Source organism: Formivibrio sp. oc-25, assembly GCF_055810895.1.
Genome location: NZ_JBVVOL010000010.1, coordinates 45,237 through 61,843, shown reverse-complemented (window position 1 = coordinate 61,843; position 16,607 = coordinate 45,237). Strand labels below are relative to the sequence as shown.

Annotated in this window: 16 protein-coding genes; 8 read left to right on the top strand and 8 right to left on the bottom strand. The window is 59.8% G+C overall.

All coding sequences use genetic code 11. The features are described 5' to 3' along the window. Positions 1-4 precede the first annotated feature (4 nt). Positions 5-781 (top strand): substrate-binding periplasmic protein, encoded by a 777-nt coding sequence (locus tag AC0KVQ_RS08785; RefSeq protein ID WP_473420773.1) that lies wholly within the window; start codon positions 5-7, stop codon positions 779-781. A gap of 16 nt (positions 782-797) precedes the next feature. Here AC0KVQ_RS08785 and AC0KVQ_RS08780 read toward each other — a convergent pair whose 3' ends face one another. The 8 genes from AC0KVQ_RS08780 to tfpB form a co-directional block, all read right to left on the bottom strand. After that, a complete protein-coding gene (locus AC0KVQ_RS08780; RefSeq protein ID WP_473420772.1) occupies positions 798-1,652 on the bottom strand; it encodes an ATP-binding protein in 855 nt (284 codons plus the stop codon). Between the two features lie 462 nt (positions 1,653-2,114). After that, positions 2,115-2,708 (bottom strand): nitrogen fixation protein NifQ, encoded by a 594-nt coding sequence (locus tag AC0KVQ_RS08775; RefSeq protein WP_473420771.1) that lies wholly within the window; start codon positions 2,706-2,708, stop codon positions 2,115-2,117. Positions 2,709-2,746: 38 nt separating this feature from the next. Continuing rightward, complete coding sequence (locus AC0KVQ_RS08770) at positions 2,747-2,989, bottom strand: 4Fe-4S binding protein (protein ID WP_473420770.1); 243 nt, start codon at positions 2,987-2,989, stop codon at positions 2,747-2,749. A gap of 2 nt (positions 2,990-2,991) precedes the next feature. After that, positions 2,992-4,371: a nitrogenase cofactor biosynthesis protein NifB gene (gene nifB / locus AC0KVQ_RS08765; RefSeq protein ID WP_473420769.1), complete on the bottom strand. Its 1,380-nt coding sequence runs from the start codon at positions 4,369-4,371 to the stop codon at positions 2,992-2,994. A 205-nt stretch (positions 4,372-4,576) separates the two neighbouring features. Further along, on the bottom strand, positions 4,577-6,124 hold the full coding sequence (nifA, locus tag AC0KVQ_RS08760; protein ID WP_473420768.1) for a nif-specific transcriptional activator NifA: 1,548 nt from the start codon (positions 6,122-6,124) through the stop codon (positions 4,577-4,579). After that, entirely contained in the window at positions 6,117-7,649 is a 1,533-nt protein-coding gene (gene nifL, locus AC0KVQ_RS08755) for a nitrogen fixation negative regulator NifL (protein WP_473420767.1), read from the bottom strand. The genes nifA and nifL overlap by 8 nt, the downstream gene beginning before the upstream one ends. A 156-nt stretch (positions 7,650-7,805) precedes the next feature. Beyond that, complete coding sequence (locus AC0KVQ_RS08750; RefSeq protein ID WP_473420766.1) at positions 7,806-8,441, bottom strand: LysE family translocator; 636 nt, start codon at positions 8,439-8,441, stop codon at positions 7,806-7,808. Positions 8,442-8,748: 307 nt separating this feature from the next. Beyond that, the gene (tfpB, locus tag AC0KVQ_RS08745) at positions 8,749-10,518 is read right to left on the bottom strand and encodes a type IV pilus assembly ATPase TfpB (RefSeq protein WP_473420765.1); all 1,770 of its coding nucleotides are present in this window, start codon (positions 10,516-10,518) and stop codon (positions 8,749-8,751) included. Between the two features lie 276 nt (positions 10,519-10,794). Between tfpB and rsxA the strand changes: the two genes are divergently transcribed. From rsxA to AC0KVQ_RS08710, 7 genes are read left to right on the top strand one after another with little or no spacing between them, the layout of a single operon-like run. Beyond that, a complete protein-coding gene (rsxA, locus tag AC0KVQ_RS08740) occupies positions 10,795-11,376 on the top strand; it encodes an electron transport complex subunit RsxA (RefSeq protein WP_473420764.1) in 582 nt (193 codons plus the stop codon). An 11-nt stretch (positions 11,377-11,387) separates the two neighbouring features. Then, on the top strand, positions 11,388-11,927 hold the full coding sequence (locus tag AC0KVQ_RS08735) for an RnfABCDGE type electron transport complex subunit B (protein ID WP_473420763.1): 540 nt from the start codon (positions 11,388-11,390) through the stop codon (positions 11,925-11,927). Then, a complete protein-coding gene (rsxC, locus tag AC0KVQ_RS08730; protein WP_473420762.1) occupies positions 11,924-13,414 on the top strand; it encodes an electron transport complex subunit RsxC in 1,491 nt (496 codons plus the stop codon). The genes AC0KVQ_RS08735 and rsxC overlap by 4 nt, the downstream gene beginning before the upstream one ends. Further along, on the top strand, positions 13,411-14,475 hold the full coding sequence (locus tag AC0KVQ_RS08725) for an RnfABCDGE type electron transport complex subunit D (protein WP_473420761.1): 1,065 nt from the start codon (positions 13,411-13,413) through the stop codon (positions 14,473-14,475). Before rsxC ends, AC0KVQ_RS08725 begins: the two co-directional genes overlap by 4 nt. Continuing rightward, positions 14,472-15,095: an electron transport complex subunit RsxG gene (gene rsxG, locus AC0KVQ_RS08720; protein WP_473420760.1), complete on the top strand. Its 624-nt coding sequence runs from the start codon at positions 14,472-14,474 to the stop codon at positions 15,093-15,095. The genes AC0KVQ_RS08725 and rsxG overlap by 4 nt, the downstream gene beginning before the upstream one ends. Further along, the gene (locus tag AC0KVQ_RS08715; RefSeq protein ID WP_473420759.1) at positions 15,092-15,772 is read left to right on the top strand and encodes an electron transport complex subunit E; all 681 of its coding nucleotides are present in this window, start codon (positions 15,092-15,094) and stop codon (positions 15,770-15,772) included. Before rsxG ends, AC0KVQ_RS08715 begins: the two co-directional genes overlap by 4 nt. A gap of 14 nt (positions 15,773-15,786) precedes the next feature. Beyond that, entirely contained in the window at positions 15,787-16,062 is a 276-nt protein-coding gene (locus tag AC0KVQ_RS08710) for an RnfH family protein (RefSeq protein ID WP_473420758.1), read from the top strand. Positions 16,063-16,607: the final 545 nt, after the last annotated feature.

Below are 16,607 nucleotides of genomic sequence, written 5' to 3'. Positions count from 1 at the left end.
CATTATGCGCATACGCTGGTTTGTGCCAGTTTTCCTTGCCTTCTGCAGCAGCCCGCTGCTGGCCAGTCACACATTGCAGCTATGTCAGGACGATGTGGATGTCTACCCCTGGCACATCAGTGGCGGCAAAGGCTTGAGCAACCTGATGCTTGAGATGGTCGGAAAGCAACTCAACTTGCGATTCGAAATCAGCAACATGCCCTGGAAACGCTGCCTGGCCATGGTGGAGAAAAGCCAGATCGACGGGGCTATTGCAGCCTCGTTCCGGCCCGAGCGCATCAGCACGGGCGCCTACCCTCTTACTTCGCAAAAGCAGATAGACACCAACCGGCGCATGTCGGATGAAACCTATGTGTTTTTCGTGCTGAAAACCACCCCTCAGGCAATCCGTTGGGATGGCAAGACTCTGGCGGTGCCAGGCAAACCTGTAGCCGCCCAGCTTGGCTACAGCGCAGTCGGACTGTTGCGCGGATTGGGCGCACAGGTCGACGACAGCGACAAACGGCCCGAATTGCTGTTGCGTAAATTGCTGCTGGAACAAGTCAGCGCGGTTGTGCTCAACGAACACCAGGGCGAGCGCTTGCTCAAGGAGCCGCCCTTTGCCGACAAGATCATCCGGCTGGAGCCGCCGCTACAAACACGCGAAGGCTATCTGCTGTTTTCACATGCTTTTGCCAACACCCACCCGGAGCTGGCCCAGCGCATCTGGAGCACGATCGCCAGCGTGCGCGAATCCGGCCCTTATCAGCGCGAACTGCAGAAAATGCTCAGCGCGGATTGAGTTGTCATCTGCATCATCATGCCAGACGCCCCGCTCGATCGCGGGCAAACTGCCACGCCACCCGGCCGCTGCGTGCGCCGCGCATGCGTGACCACTGCAGCGCTTCGTGCCGAACCTCGTCATCCCAACGCGCAAAGCCGAGCTTCTTCAGCCAGATTTGCGCGGCAGCAAGATAGGCTTCCTGATCCATGGCGTAAAAAGTCAGCCACAGGCCAAAGCGCTCGGACAGCGCCATTTTTTCCTCGACCGCATCGGAGAAATGCACCTCTTCCCCGACGTGCCGGGTCGCCGCATTTTCGCTGAAATATTCCGGCACCAGATGGCGGCGGTTGGAAGTGGCATAGAGCAGCACGTTGGAAGCACTGGCAGCGATCGAGCCATCGAGCACGGTCTTGAGCGCCTGATAACCATGGTCGCCCTCTTCAAATGACAAATCATCGCAGAAGACAACGAAGCGTTCCGGCCGGCCATACAGCAGCTGCATGATGTCGGGCAAATCGATCAGATGCGCCTTTTCCACCTCGATCAGGCGCAAGCCGGCATGACGGAATGCTTGCCACACGGCCTTGATCAGGGATGACTTGCCGGTGCCGCGCGCGCCGGTCAGCAGCACGTTGTTGGCGGTACGCCCGGCGACGAATTGACGGGTGTTTTCCAGCAATTGCCGTTTTTGCTCATCCACGGCCGCCAGATCGTCCAGCCCGATTTCATGCGGATGCGCCACTGCCTGCAAGTAGCCGCGTCCATTGACACTACGCCAGCGATAGGCCTGCGCCGACCAATCCACGGCTGGCGGAACATCCGGCAACCAGTTATCCAGCCGGCGCAACAGGAGATCAAAACGCGAAAACAACTCATCAAACTTGGACATAATATCCTGATTAATTTTCAATTTTAAAAACAGGTCGCCTTTTGACAACGCCACCGCCACCCGCTAGAGTGACAGCTGTGTGATCCACCCGCATTGCCAGTAGTAAGCGGTGATGAATTACACCCAATCCGGTAAGTGAACCCTTCGAAAGATGAGAGGACCCTATGGCGATCGACTTCATGGAAGGCTTAGCGAGTACGGTGAATGATGCACTCAATCCCCTATTCGACCTGGCCAGGCGGCTAAGCGCCGCGGTATCCAGTATATTCCAGCATCCTGTTGCGCACAGCACCACACAAGAGCGCGTGGAACCCTTCCGTTAGCTTATCCAGACCAGCACCTGGCCCAAACAAAAAGCCCGTCTGCCACGATGATCGCACACCGTCACAGACAGGCTGAGTGACTAGACCAGGAACCTTCGCGATCACGGCTTCGCTGCAAGATCGTGAAGGTTACAAGGCCTCAGTTTTCCGGCCCAAAGCAGTTACCATAATCCTTGCACGCCTCGCAGGATGGGGCGCGACAGACATAAACCCCATCTTCTTCGCACAGCCGCTTGTACAGAAATTTCTTCCACTTCATGTCACGCTCATTGAGCGCCGCCAATTGCGGGAAATTGCGGATGAAAAGATCCGACAACTCCTGCCGGTTGTTCAGCCCAAGATCCTGCCACAGATGATCCCGGCCCATACAGGCCGTGGCCACGATCAGTGCCACATCGTACTCGCTATCATCCAGCCCGGCACGGTAGCGCAGTAGCAGATTCACCAGATCTTCATGCTCGGGCAAATGTTCGGCGGACCGCCAGTGTTCGGGCAGATGAAAGCTCAGGCCAGGGAAATGGCGGGAAGTCATGCATTGCAAGCGGGCTTCGCCCAAGCCGAAATCGGGCGGCAGCACACTGCGCCCCATCGACTGACTGGTAATGATGGTAGCCAGCAGATGGTCATTGGGAAAACCTGCCGCGTGCACCATAAGCTCGCTGTAGCGCAACAATTTATAGACCTGCCGCCAGGCGGCGATCGATTCCATGTTGAGGGCAATGGGTAGGTTCATGATTTCCCTCCTTTGAGCGAACAAGCAGATACAGCAAATCAGGCGACCTTTAGCGGCGAAAGCGAACCGGGCGGATTGACCGCATCGCCCCATTCGTTTTCGATGGCACCTTCCACCGGACAGATACTGCTGCATTGCGGATCGGCAAAATCGCTGGCGCACTCGGTGCAGTGCTGCGGATCGATCACAAACAGGCCTTCTGCATGCGTAATGGCCTGGTTGGGACACACGGCAATACAGGCATGACAAGCGATGCAGCGGTCGGTAATTGCGTATGCCATGGTCAGGCCCGGTTCTGAATTAATCCTGAGGCTTGGGCATGCAGTTTCTGTGCCACCGCCAGGACAGAAGGCTCGATCGCGGCAAAGGCATGCTCGACCACCGGCTGGATGCCGGCCTTCTCAAGTTTTTGCCAGGGTTCATAGCCGATGCGTACCGCCAGCACAGCAGCACAGTCGGATAATCCCTGCACCAATCTGGGCAGTGCCTGATCATCGTCGCCACAGTCGCTCGGCCCCTGGCAATAGGCGGAGGTGCGGCGCAAGGCCACCAGCTTGACGCCATGACCATCGCTTTCATAAATACGGAACGCCTCGGCATGGCCGAAATGCAGGTCGACACGTGCGCCATCTCCGGTCGCCACAGCGATTTTCCATGTGCTGCCCCCCCCGGATTTCAATGCTGCCTGAACGGCGGCATGGCGTTCGGCAATAGCCTGGGCATCCAGCACCATGTCCGCCAGCGATTCGCGACCAAATTCGGCACCGCGATCTTCGCCCAGCATACCCACTGCATCGGCGCGACATTGATGGCAATGCCCCATCTGTGGCAAATGCTCGGCACAGCGCGCGCGCATGGCTTCCAGCTCGGCTTCATCCGGGCCGCGCTGGCCATCGAGGCCAAACCAGGTGCCATGGCTGGCATCCGAAATCAGCGGCATCACGTTATGGATCGAAACGCCCATTGCTGCGGCTTTCTGGCTGATTTTCGGCAGTTCGTCATCATTGATCCCCGGAATGTAGACCGAATTGATCTTGACCAGCAGGCCGCGTGAAGTGAGCGACTGCACCGCACGCCATTGCTCACGGATCAGGATTTCTGCCGCCTCCAGCCCCTTGCGGCGCTTGTGGTTCCAGAAAATCCACGGATAGATTTGCGCACCAATGGCTGGATCGAGCGTATTGATGGTCAGGGTGACATGCTCGATCCCCAGTTCTGCGACTTCATCGGCGTGCGCGGCCACATTGAGGCCGTTGCTCGACAGGCACAGCCGCAAGCCGGGCAGCACCTTCTTCACGGCCTTGAGCGTGGCAGCAGTACGCGGCCAGTTGGCAAATGCATCGCCGGGCCCGGCAATCCCTACCACCGACAGTTGCGGAATGGCGGCCGCCACGGCCAGCACTTTGCGCGCGGCTTCTTCCGGGCTCAGCACTTCGGAAACCACGCCCGGACGCGATTCATTGCTGCAATCGTATTTGCGGTTGCAGTAATTGCACTGGATATTGCAAGCCGGTGCCACCGGCAGATGGATCCGCGCAAACTTGTGGTGGGCATCCTTGGAATAACAGGGGTGATCCGCCACGCGCGGATCATGACATTCACCGCCGCTCGAGCTGCTGCCACAGGATGAAGCCGGCGAGAAGGAAAGAATTTGTGCGCTCACGTTGGATGCTCCGTAGTCGTCTCATCTTATTTTTTGCAAGGCGCGTGCCAGCGCCAGCACAAAAAAAATCCCGCTGAATCAGCGGGATAAGAGGAGGAGGACCCATGAAAATCCTGTAGTATTGCAACAAATTCGGCGCATTTGTCGGGGTTATGACAGATCGGCAAGATCGTTTGCGCTGCCCTCCGCCCCGTGCACGATTCCTTTATAGATGACGCATGGGAATATCGAGTGTCTGAACCCGATAAGCGATCTGACGAGGGGTCATGTTCAACAGCCGCGCCGCCTTGGCCTGGACCCAGCCGGCCTGCTCCAGCGCGGCAATCACCCGCTCGCGTTCGGACAGGTTCGGATCATTCAGATCGACCGTCACCGGGCGCATCGCCGCCGGGCTATCGGACAATCCGCACAACTGCAGCAATTCGCGATCAATGCGCCCGGATTCGCTCATCACTGCGGCACGCTCGAGGCAATTCTGCAATTCGCGCACATTGCCCGGCCAATAGTGCGCCAGCAGCACGCGCACGCCGCTTTCCACCAGTTCCAGTTCACGCCCCTGCTCACGGCCGATACGCACTAGCAAATGGCGCGCAATCTCCGGCACATCCTCCAGGCGCTCGCGCAATGACGGCACGTAGATCGGCATCACATTGAGGCGGTAATACAAATCCTCGCGGAAATTGCCCTCTTCCACCGCGCCCTCCAGATCGCGGTGGGTGGCAGCAATCACGCGCACGTTGACTTTCAGGGTGCGGCTGCCGCCGACACGCTCCAGCTCGCCTTCTTGCAGGATGCGCAGCAGCTTGGCCTGGAAGGCGGCTGAAACCTCGCCGATTTCGTCCAGGAACAGCGTACCGCCATCAGCCTGCTCGAAACGCCCCTTGCGCTGGGTAACGGCACCGGTGAATGCGCCCTTTTCATGGCCGAACAATTCAGATTCCAGCAGGTTTTCCGGCAAGGCGGCACAGTTCATCTTGACGAACGGACCGCCTGCGCGCGGCGAGTTGAAATGAATGGCGTTGGCGATCAGCTCCTTGCCGGTGCCGGTTTCACCGCGGATCAATACCGTGGTATTCCATTTGGCCACCTGGCGGATCTGCTCGAATATGCGCTTCATGTCGCGACTGTGGCCGACGATATTATCAAAGCCGAACTCGCGCTTGACGGTACGGCGCAGGGTATCGCGCTCATCGACCAGTTCACGCTTCTCGCGCGCCACCTGCCAGGCCAGACGCACACTCTGCCCGACCAGATTGGCCACCATCTCGATCAACTGCGTGTACTGATCAAGTCCATCCGGGATATCCGGCTGCGCCGCCAGTACACCAGCAATCTCGTCACCGACCTTGATCGGCACCGCGATAAAGGGCAACTCTCCCTTGAACAAACCCAGGCGATCGAGAAAACGCTCATCCTCGGCGATGCGCGGAATCGACAGCGTGCGCCCACCGGCGAGCACCGCACCGGTCAGCCCTTCGCCGATTTCGTAGCGCACAATCGGCAGCGGGCCACGAATGCCATGTACGGCACTGACCACCGCACCGGCTTCGTCCGGCTCGGTCAGGCTGACCACGCTGTGATGGATGTCGGCCTCGCGTTCCAGAATATGCAAAACCTCGCGCAGCGTTTCCGGCAGATTGAGCGAACGCGACAGCACCTGGCTGACGCCATACACCGTGGCCAAGGCAGCCTCCAGCCGGTCGATGGCGGCCAGATCAACAACGGAAAGATCGGGATAGAATGGATCATCCATGAGCGACCTCCTCCTTGGCGACAGGCAAACGCACCACGACGCGGCATCCGGACTGATACCCGGCATCGATCTCCAGGCAACCTTCATGGCGCTGGATCACCTCCTGCGCGAGCGCCAGGCCCATGCCGGCGCGTGCACCGCCGGGGCGCGTGGTGAAGAAGGGTTCGAACACCTTCAGACGCAAGGCTTCCGGGATGCCGGGACCACTGTCGACGATATCCAGCTCGACCCAATCACCATCCAGTCGCGTACCCAGCTTCAGGTCGCGGCTTGGTCGGCGGCTTTCATGCAGGGCATCCAGCGCATTGGCCACCAATTGTTTCAGCGCACCGCGCAAGGCCACGGCCTGGCCGTTGACCGGTGGCAGACGCAGGGCCGGCTGCCAATCCACCACCACGCCTTCGGCCAGCAGGCGGTCGGTCAGCAGATCCAGCACATCGTGCAGCAGTTCGTTGCAATTGAGCGGCATCCACGCTTCCGGCTGGATATGGGGCATGGCACTTTGCAGCAGCGCCAGCGCAGATTCGCCCTGCTGGCGCGCATCGCTGATCGCCGCCATGGCCGGATCGACGATAGGCAATCGCTGCGACAAGCGTTTTTCTGCCGCCGCCATCATGTTGAGCGGCCCGGACAGCTGATAAGCCGCACCGGACAGCGTTTCGCGCAAGCGCGCAACCAGTTCGCCCTCGGCCAGCATGGTGCGCAAGGCTTGCAGCCATTGGGTCTGTTGCTGCCGCTTCAACGCGGTGATATCGGTCAGCACCAGCAACAGATAGCGTTTGGGCGCCGCAGCGAAAAATGATTCGGCCGAGGGTTCGCTCTGCAGGAACCAGCTGCCGGAAATCGCCAGCCAGCGTGGCCCCAGCCCGCCAGCGCGATCAAAGCGCAAGGTCTGGTCGACAAATTCGCCCTTTTGCTGCAACTGCAGCCAGGCAGGCTCGCCCAGCTCGGCGCGCAGGCTGGTCAGGATGGCCGTGGCCGGCTCCTGCTTGCCAAAACTGCCCATCAGCTTCTTGTATTCCTGATTGTCGAGCAGCACCCGTTCGTTTTCGTCGAGCAAGGCCACGGCAACCGGCGCCATATCGATGATCGACTCGATCAGGCGCTTCTGGTTTTGCAGGCGTTCATTGAGTTCGTGCAACTCGGTCACATCGCGGTGAATGCCGAGGTAATAGCGCGCGCCACCCTCATCCTGAATCGGGGTAATGGAGAGCTCGCACAGATAGCGGCTGCCATCCTTGCGCCGGTTCACCAATACGCCTTGCCAGGGTTGGCCGGCGGCAATGCTCTGCCACAGCGCATCGTAGACACTGCGCGGAGTGACCTTGTAGGAAAGCAGGGAGGGATTGCCGCCCAGCACTTCGCTGGCAGCATAACCGGTGGTACGGCTGAATGCCGGATTCACATACAGGATACGGCCATTGTGGTCGGTAATGGCAATGGCCAGCGGTGCCTGCTCGACCAGCTCATTGAACAGCATCGGCGGCAGCGCGCCGGCCGGATCCATCGGGATTGATTGAGGCATGGAGAAAACCGCTTAAGCATGATCACACCCCATGCGCAGCAATAACCATGCCATTCGTCAGGTCAACTAATTCCACCGCAGCCAGTATCAGCCCGCACTGATATGGGCCCGGATTGCATCAAGCCAGGCGTCCCATCGCCCCAGCACAGTGCATAGTCACAGCTTGCTGGCAATCAGGCGTAACCCGAGCAGAACAAAGATGGCGCCGGCGATCCGGTCCAGCCACATGCCGGCCTTGCGACTGCGTACCAGCATCTGGCCGACATGACCGGAGAAATAACCCAGCAAGCCGAACAGAATCGCAGCCTGCAGGGTAAACACGATGCCCAGTTGCGCGGTCTGCCAGGCAATGCCGCCCTCAGCAGTGCGCACAAACTGCGGCAGAAAGGCGAGGAAAAACAGCACCACTTTGGGATTGATGGCATTGGCGATCAAACCTTTTACAAACAGGGCGCGCAAGGAATCCTGCGATTGCCCGGCCTCGCTGTTTGCCTGAAAGGTGCTGCCCCGGCTTCTGAGTGCACCGATACCGAGCCAGACCAGATACAGGCCGCCGCAGATTTTCAGCGCGGTAAACGCCCACAGCGAGGCGGCAATCAGCGCGCTCACGCCCAGCGTGGCGAGCAGCGTATGACTAAGGCAGCCCAGCGCGCAACCCAGGCCAAACGTCATTCCCTGACGGCGCCCGCGCGAAACGCCGAAGCTCAGGATCATCAGGTTATCCGGCCCGGGCGACAGGGTGATCAACATGGCTGCGGCGAGGAAGGCAAGGAATTGGTCTGGGCTTAGCATCAAGGTGTTCCTGTTTGAAATTTCGCGCCTGCGGCGCTTTGTTTTGAACTTGCCGGGAATTCATCCTGGCGGCAGAGTTTCTCTTCCACGATCCCTGCGCGTAGTTATGCAGGTTGGGCAGCGCCATGCGCAGCCTAATGATTGCAAAACCCGTTGGGCTTCATTTCATTCAGCCCAACCTGCGTCTGCGCTGTGGGCCGGAATTCATTCCGACACAATATCGGTGCTGTCGGGTTGAAACCCGACCTACAGCCCTCAACCCCACCTACACCGCTTCAAATGATCCAGACAGACGAAAGCGTGCCCACTACCCCCCGTTGGCCGGCGGCGTATTGCGCATCACCTCATCGGGTGTAGTCAAGCCCGCCGCCACCTTCTGCGCCCCGGCAATGCGCAAGGGTCGCTGTCCTTCCTTGATCGCCTGCTCGCGCAGCTGGCTTGCATCCATCCCCTCGACGATACGCTCACGCATCGACGGAGAGATCGTCATCATTTCATACATCCCCACCCGCCCCAGATAACCGGTCATGCGGCACTCCAGGCAACCGACCGGTTGGGCAATACGCGCAGGCGGCGTGGATTTCCACGGCCTGATCAGGTCCGCCCAGACCGCAGCGGAAGGCTCTACCATCTGCTTGCAATGCGGGCAGACCGTGCGCGCCAGCCGCTGTGCCAATACGCCCAGCACCGTGGCGCGGATCAGATAGGCGGGTACACCCAGATCCATCAGGCGGGTAATGGCCGAGGCGGCATCGTTGGTATGCAGGGTGGAAAACACCAGATGCCCGGTCAGTGCTGCCTGGATCGCCATTTCAGCGGTCTCCAGATCGCGGATTTCGCCCACCATGATGATGTCCGGGTCCTGGCGCAACAGGGTGCGGATACCGCCGGCAAAGGTCACGCCGATATTGGCCTGCACCTGCATCTGGTTGAGCTGCGGGTAGATCATTTCGATCGGGTCTTCCACCGTGCAGACATTCACCTCCGGCGTGGCCAGTTCGCGCAGCGTGGAGTACAGCGTAGTGGTCTTGCCCGAGCCGGTCGGGCCGGTCACCAGAATGATGCCGTGCGGATGGCGGATCAGATCCTGCCAGGTGCGGTTTTCTTCGTCGCTGAAACCCAGTTCATGAAAGCTCTTCAACAACACTTCCGGATTGAAGATACGCAGCACCAGTTTTTCGCCAAACGCGGTCGGCATGCTGGACAGACGCAACTCGATCTCTTCCCCGCCCGGCGACTGAGTCTTGATACGGCCATCCTGTGGCCGGCGCTTCTCGGTCACATCCATGCGCGCGAGCAATTTGATGCGGCTGGTGATCGCCGCCATCACCGCCATCGGCGTCTGGTAGACCGGGTGCAGCACGCCATCGATGCGAAAACGCACATGGCTCACGTCGCGACGCGGCTCGATATGGATATCGCTGGCGCGCTGCTCGAACGCATACTGCAGCAGCCAGTCGACAATGGTGACAATGGCCTGGTCGTTGGCATCGATCGAGCCGGAACGCCCCAGTTGCACCAACTGCTCGTAATTGGTGATGCCGGTCGGCAAGGATTTGTGCAGGTCGATCGCATGCTTGACCGACCGCGCCAGGTTATAGAACTCGGCCAGATAGCGCAGGATATCGAGCGGGTTGGCCACCACCGCATGAATGCGGATGCGCAGGATGCGCTCAAGTTCTTCCTGCCACTCAAGCGCAAACGGTTCGGCCGTGGCCACTGTTACCTCGTTGACACCGACTGCCACCGGCAGGATGCGAAAACGCGAGGCATACGCGTTGGATACCACATCGCACACGCTGGCCACATCGATTTTCAAGGGATCGATATGGTAATACGGCAAACCCGCCTTGCCAGCCAGCCATTCGGTCAGCGCCTCCAGCGAGAGGTTTTTTTGCGGATCGCGCGCATCGGGCAGGCGGCTATTGCCGATCAGGACCAGCGGATGGATATCCTGAGGTTTGCGCGCATGCGAAGCAGGGACCAGTTTTTCGGCGTCCTGTCGCCCGAGCAAGCCATCGGCTACCAACTCACGCAGGACTTCCGACAAATCCAGCTTATGGTGATTCCTGAACACAATCAGATCCTTTTTTGCCTTATCGACGCAGGACGCAAGCGTAACAAACCACACGCATTCCGACAGCACATTTACGGCGATTCACATATTTCCGGAAAGATTGTCAGCCAAGTGTGACATGACGGATGTCACAAACCGCACATCCCGACACGGCTTGTTGCAAGCAGGACGGCAACACACATATTGCAGGGCAAAAAAACAGCTTGATAATCAAGCCTTTCCCACATGATGCAGCGTGGCACACCCCTTGCAATATCGAGACACAAGGAGGTTGCCATGCGTGAATATTTCTTTCTGATCCTGACGACGGTGCTGGTCAACAACGTCGTATTGATGAAATTCCTCGGCCTGTGTCCGTTCATGGGCGTATCCAAACAGGTTTCCGGCAGCATCGGCATGGGTCTGGCCACGACTTTCGTGCTGACGCTGGCCGCAGCCGCGGCCTGGATGCTGGAAAATTGGCTATTGCTGCCGCTCGGTATGGGTTACCTGCGCATCCTGTCCTTCATTCTGGTCATCGCATCGCTGGTGCAGTTTGTCGAGATGGTGATCAAGAAAACCAGCCCCGCGCTCTACCAGGTCTTGGGCATTTTCCTGCCACTGATCACCACCAATTGCGCAGTACTGGGCGTGGCGCTGCTCAATGCCCAGGAAAAGGCCGGCTTCGTGCGCAGCACCATCACCGGATTTTCGGCGGCACTCGGTTTTACCCTGGTGCTGGTGGTATTTGCCGGCATCCGCGAACGCCTGGCACTGGCGCGTGTTCCGGCCGCGTTTACCGGCGCACCGATCAGCTTTGTCACCGCCAGCCTGCTGGCGCTCGCCTTCATGGGCTTTGCCGGTTTGCAAGTAGGTTGAGGAGTCAAAACATGTGGATTCCATTACTAAGCATTTCTGCGCTGGGCGGCACGCTGGGCCTTGGGCTGGCCATCGCGGCACGTCGCTTCAAGGTCGAGGGCAACCCGCTGGTCGAGGAAGTCTCGGCCATGATGCCCAACTCGCAGTGCGGCCTGTGCGGCCTGCCCGGTTGTGGCGTGGCAGCCGAAAAAATGGTCAACGGTGAAGTACCGCTCACCTCCTGCACGCCAGGCGGCAAGGCGCTGGCGCAGCGCATTGCCGAAAAGCTGGGCGTGACCTTGTCGCTGGATGGATTTGAAGAAACCGTGCCGCAATTCGCCCGCATCAATGAAGACCTCTGCACGGGTTGCGCCAAGTGTTACAAGGTCTGCGCCACCGACGCCGTTTTCGGTGCCAGCAAGCGCATCCACGGCGTGATCGCCGAGCTGTGCACCGGTTGCGGCAAATGTGTCGATATCTGCCCGACTGAAGCGATCCATCTTGAAGAAGTTGCGGTCACGCTCCGCACCTGGCGCTGGCAGAAGCCACAAGCACAGGGGGTGCAAGCATGAGAGTCCCGCTGATTGATCGCCTCTTCGATCTGCTCGATCGCGCCGCGCACTGGGGTGTGCACCCGGATTATCGCAAGGAGCCGGCCGCCAGCCGTCTGATCGGTAAATTGCCGATGCCAGCCTATCTTTACCTGCCATTGGTCCAGCATTCCGGCGCACCGGCGCGACCCATCGTCAAGGTGGGTGACCGCGTGCTGGCGGGCCAGATGCTGGCAGAAGCGGGCGGCACCATTTCCGCACCGATCCACGCCCCGGCCGCCGGAATCATTGAAGCGATCGGCCCGCGTACCGCGCCGCACCCCTCCGGCCTGGCAGTGGAAACCATCACTTTGCGCGTCACCGGAAGCGAATCGATTGACTACCCGGTCTGTCATGATCCGTTCGACCTACCCCCCGAGGAGCTGTCCCGTCGCGTCGAGGCCGCCGGCGTGGTCGGCATGGGCGGCGCCACCTTCCCCTCCGCGCCCAAGCTGCATCTCGGCCGGCGCATGGCCGTGCATACCTTGGTGATCAACGGTGGCGAGTGCGAACCGTATCTCTCCTGCGATGACCGCCTGATGCAGGAACGCGCCGAGAGCGTGGTCGATGGCGTGCGCCTGATCGCCACCATGATCGGGGCCGGACGCATCATGATCGGCATCGAGGACAACAAGCCGATTGCCTTCAAGGCCATGCAGCAGGCAGCCGAGCATTTCCCCAACATCAGCGTGCACAGTGTGCCGACGCGCTACCCGATGGGCAGCGGCGAGCAGCTGATGAGCTGGCTCACCGGCATCGAACTGCCAGCCGGTGCACGCATGGCCAGCATCGGCGTACTGGTGCATAACGTCGGCACTGCCTACGCCGTGCATCGTGCCATCCGCTTTGGCGAGCCACTGACGCACCGCATCGTTACCGTTGCCGGTGGCGCGGTACGCCAGCCGCGTAATCTGGAAGTCCCGATCGGCACGCCCGCTTCCGCGCTGATCGAATTCTGTGGCGGATTGACCGAAGACCCCCACCGCCTGGTGATGGGCGGGCCAATGATGGGCCTGGCACTGCCATCGCTCGATGCACCGGTGATCAAGGGCTCCAGCGGCCTGCTGGCGCTAACGGCGGCCGAATGCAATGAAACCGAGGAAGAAGACTGCATCCGTTGCGGTTCCTGCGCGCATGTCTGCCCGCTGCACCTCCTGCCGCTCGACATGGCCGCCAGCGTGCGCGCCGGGGATCTGGAAGGCGCCGGAAAACTAGGGCTGGATGACTGCCTGACCTGCGGCGCCTGTTCCTACATCTGCCCGGCGCACCTGCCGTTGTCGCACTACTTCGATTTTGCCAAGGGCGAGCGCTGGGCCAATGAGCAGAGCAAACGCCAGACCGACCAGATCCGCGAGATGACCGAAGCCAAGCGCGAACGCCTGGCACGTGAAGCGGCCGAGCGCCGGGCCGAGATGATGCGGCGCAAGGCGGAAGCCGACGCTGCCAAGCAGAAGGAGAAAACCGAATGATCCCCATGCCCGCACATGCCCCGTACGCCCATGCCTGGGGCTCGGTCGGCGATATCATGCACAAGGTGATGCTGGCCTTGCTGCCCGCGACCCTGTTCGCGTTCTGGAGCTTTGGCTGGCCCGCCTTCTTTTTATGGCTGACCACCGTGAGCGCCGCCATGGGCTGGGAGGCACTCTGCGTATGGCTCGCCGGCAAGCGCATCAAGCCCAAGCTGTTTGACCGCTCCGCCATGCTGACCGGCTGGCTGCTGGCCTTGTCACTCCCCCCCTGGGCGCCATGGTGGACCGGCGTCACCGGCAGCTTCTTTGCCATCGTACTGGCCAAGCAGGTATTCGGCGGCCTGGGCAGTAATCCGTTCAACCCGGCCATGGTGGCCCGCGTGGCCTTGCTGATCTCGTTTCCGGTCACCATGACGCAGTGGGTGAACGCACTGCCACTCTCAACCGCCGGCATCGATTTCGTGCAGGGCTTGCAGATTACCTTTGGCGGCACCCTGCCCGCGATTGATGGTATGGCCAGTGCCTCGGTGCTGGGCGGCATGAAGGCGGAACTTTCCAAACTCGGCTATCTGCCGGAACTGGATGGCCTGTTCACGGCCTGGCAATCCGCTGTCGGCCTGCGTCCAGGCAGCCTGGGAGAATCGTCTGCGCTCCTGATCCTGCTGGGCGGCATCTGGCTGACCCGTCACTATATCATCGGCTGGCGCATTCCCTTGTCGATGCTGGCCGGCGTGCTGGTACCAGCCGTGTTGTGCTGGCTGATCAACCCGCAACTGTATGCTTCGCCGCTGGTGCACATGCTTTCCGGCGCACTCTGGCTGGGCGCATTTTTCATCGCCACCGACCCGGTCACCTCACCCACCTCGAATGCCGGGCAGGTCATTTTCGGGCTGGGCTGCGGTTTCTTGACCTATGTGATCCGCACCTGGGGTGGTTATCCGGAAGGCGTCGCGTTTGCTGTACTGCTAATGAATGCTGTCACCCCGCTGATCGAGCGCGCCACGCCGCCGCGCATCTATGGCCGCGATCGTGAAGGCAAACCGCTGGAGACCAAAGCATGAGTACTTTTGCCGAAAAACGCAGCCACTGGCGTGGACTGCTGCCGTATCAGGCCGGGCTGGTCGCCGTGATCGGCCTGATCACCAGCGCCGCGCTCACGCTGGCCAACCAGGCCACGCACACGCCCATTGAAACGAGCCTGCAACAGGATCTGCAAGCCTCATTATCCCAAGTACTACCGGCGGGCAGTTTCGACAATCAGCTGCTCAGCAGTACCCTGATTCGCCCAACACCGGAAGGCACACGTACGGTCTATATCGCGCGCAAGGGCCAGGAAACCACCGGACTGGTCTTTGAAGTCGCCGGCAAGGGTTACGCCGGCACCATCCGCATTGTTATGGGCATCAGCCCTGCCGGGGAAGTGCTGGGGGTACGCGTGCTCTCGCACACCGAGACACCGGGCCTGGGCGACAAAATCGAAATCCAGAAGGACAACTGGATCAACAGCTTTGTCGGCAAGGCACTCGATACCGCCAAATGGGGCGTGAAGAAAGACGGTGGCGAATTCGACCAGTTTGCTGGCGCCACCATCACCCCGCGCGCCGTGGTCAGGGCCGTGCATGCAGGTTTGCAATGGTATGCGCAGGAAAAAGACAACATTGCCAGGGAGGCTGCCAAATGAACCGCTATTGGGAAATCACGCGCGACGGACTTTGGAACCAGAATGTATTGCTGTCGCAAACCATTGCCCTTTGCCCGGCCATGGCTGTGACCAGCAGTGCCACCAACGGCCTGGGAATGGGGCTGGCAACCACCGGCGTACTGGTCGCCGCCAATCTGATCATTTCGCTGCTGCGCCACTGGATCAGCCAGGAAGTGCGCATTCCTGTTTTCATCGGCCTGATTGCCACGCTGGTCACATTGGTCGATATGGTCATGAATGCGTGGATGCATGATCTGTACAAGGTACTTGGCTTGTTTATCGCCCTGATCGTGGTGAACTGCGCCATTCTCGGGCGCGCGGAAGCCTTTGCCTCGCGCCAGGCACCAGGCGCGGCACTGGTAGATGGCTTGAGTATGGGCCTGGGGTTTACCGGCGCGCTGACATTGATCGGGGCCGTGCGCGAAATACTTGGCACCGGCAAGGTATTCCAGCAGGCACACCTGTTTTTGGGGCAAGGCGCGGCCTGGCTAGAACAGACTGTCATCCCGAACTATGGCGGCATGCTGCTGTGGATTCTGCCGCCAGGCGGTTTTCTGGTCATGGGCATGCTGCTGGCGGGCAAGCGCGTGCTGGAACAGCGCCTGTCCGAGCAGGCGCTGCGCAAGGCCACAGCACGTCCGATTCACTGCTGCTAAAAGGAGAACGGATCATGGCAATTTCTGTCAGCGTGGCCTGTTCGGAAGCAGGCAAGCAAGTCTGGCTCAAGCTGGAAGTCGCAGAAGGCAGTACTGTGCTCGATACCGTCAACCGGGCCAATCTGGCCAAAACACTGCCCGGTTTTACGCTGGAAGGCCACAGCTTTGGCATCTTCGGCAAGCTGGTCAAACCGGAAACCCTGGTCAAGACGGGCGACCGGGTAGAAATTTACCGGCCGATCACCTGTGACCCGGAAACGGTGCCGCGACGCAACAGTACCAGCGAATAATCTCCACACGCCTGATTTTTGTCAGAACGGCCAGCTCCAGATACGGGCTGGCCGTTTTTTACTTGATTACATACCGCGACCCCACCACACAATCCCGACTACAGGAGTATGGAATAGAAAAAACAAGGCCGTTAAAATAATTTAATCAAAATAAATCAATATGTTAATAACAATTAATAGTTAACTACATAAATGATACGTGAAATATTACACACCAGGCCGGTACTTTTCCGTATCAATACAAACCAGGAATTGGTAACTTTATTTCACGGCAAGCGAGCCGGAACTTACCAGGAGAACATCATGATCGACGCATCCTTCATCATCAGCATCGCCCCCGTTGCCATCCCCGCTGCAGCAGGCCTTGTCAGCGCCGGCGTAATCGGTCTCGCCGAAAAGCTGCTACCCAGCGACGAAGAATAAGCCCAGCCAACCAGTTTCGTAACCAGGAGAAAAATCATGACTGAAACCCTTCTGCTCAGCATTGCCTCTTTAGCCGCACCGATCGCCCTGGGCGTTGTCAGCATTGGCGCTGCAACCCTGGC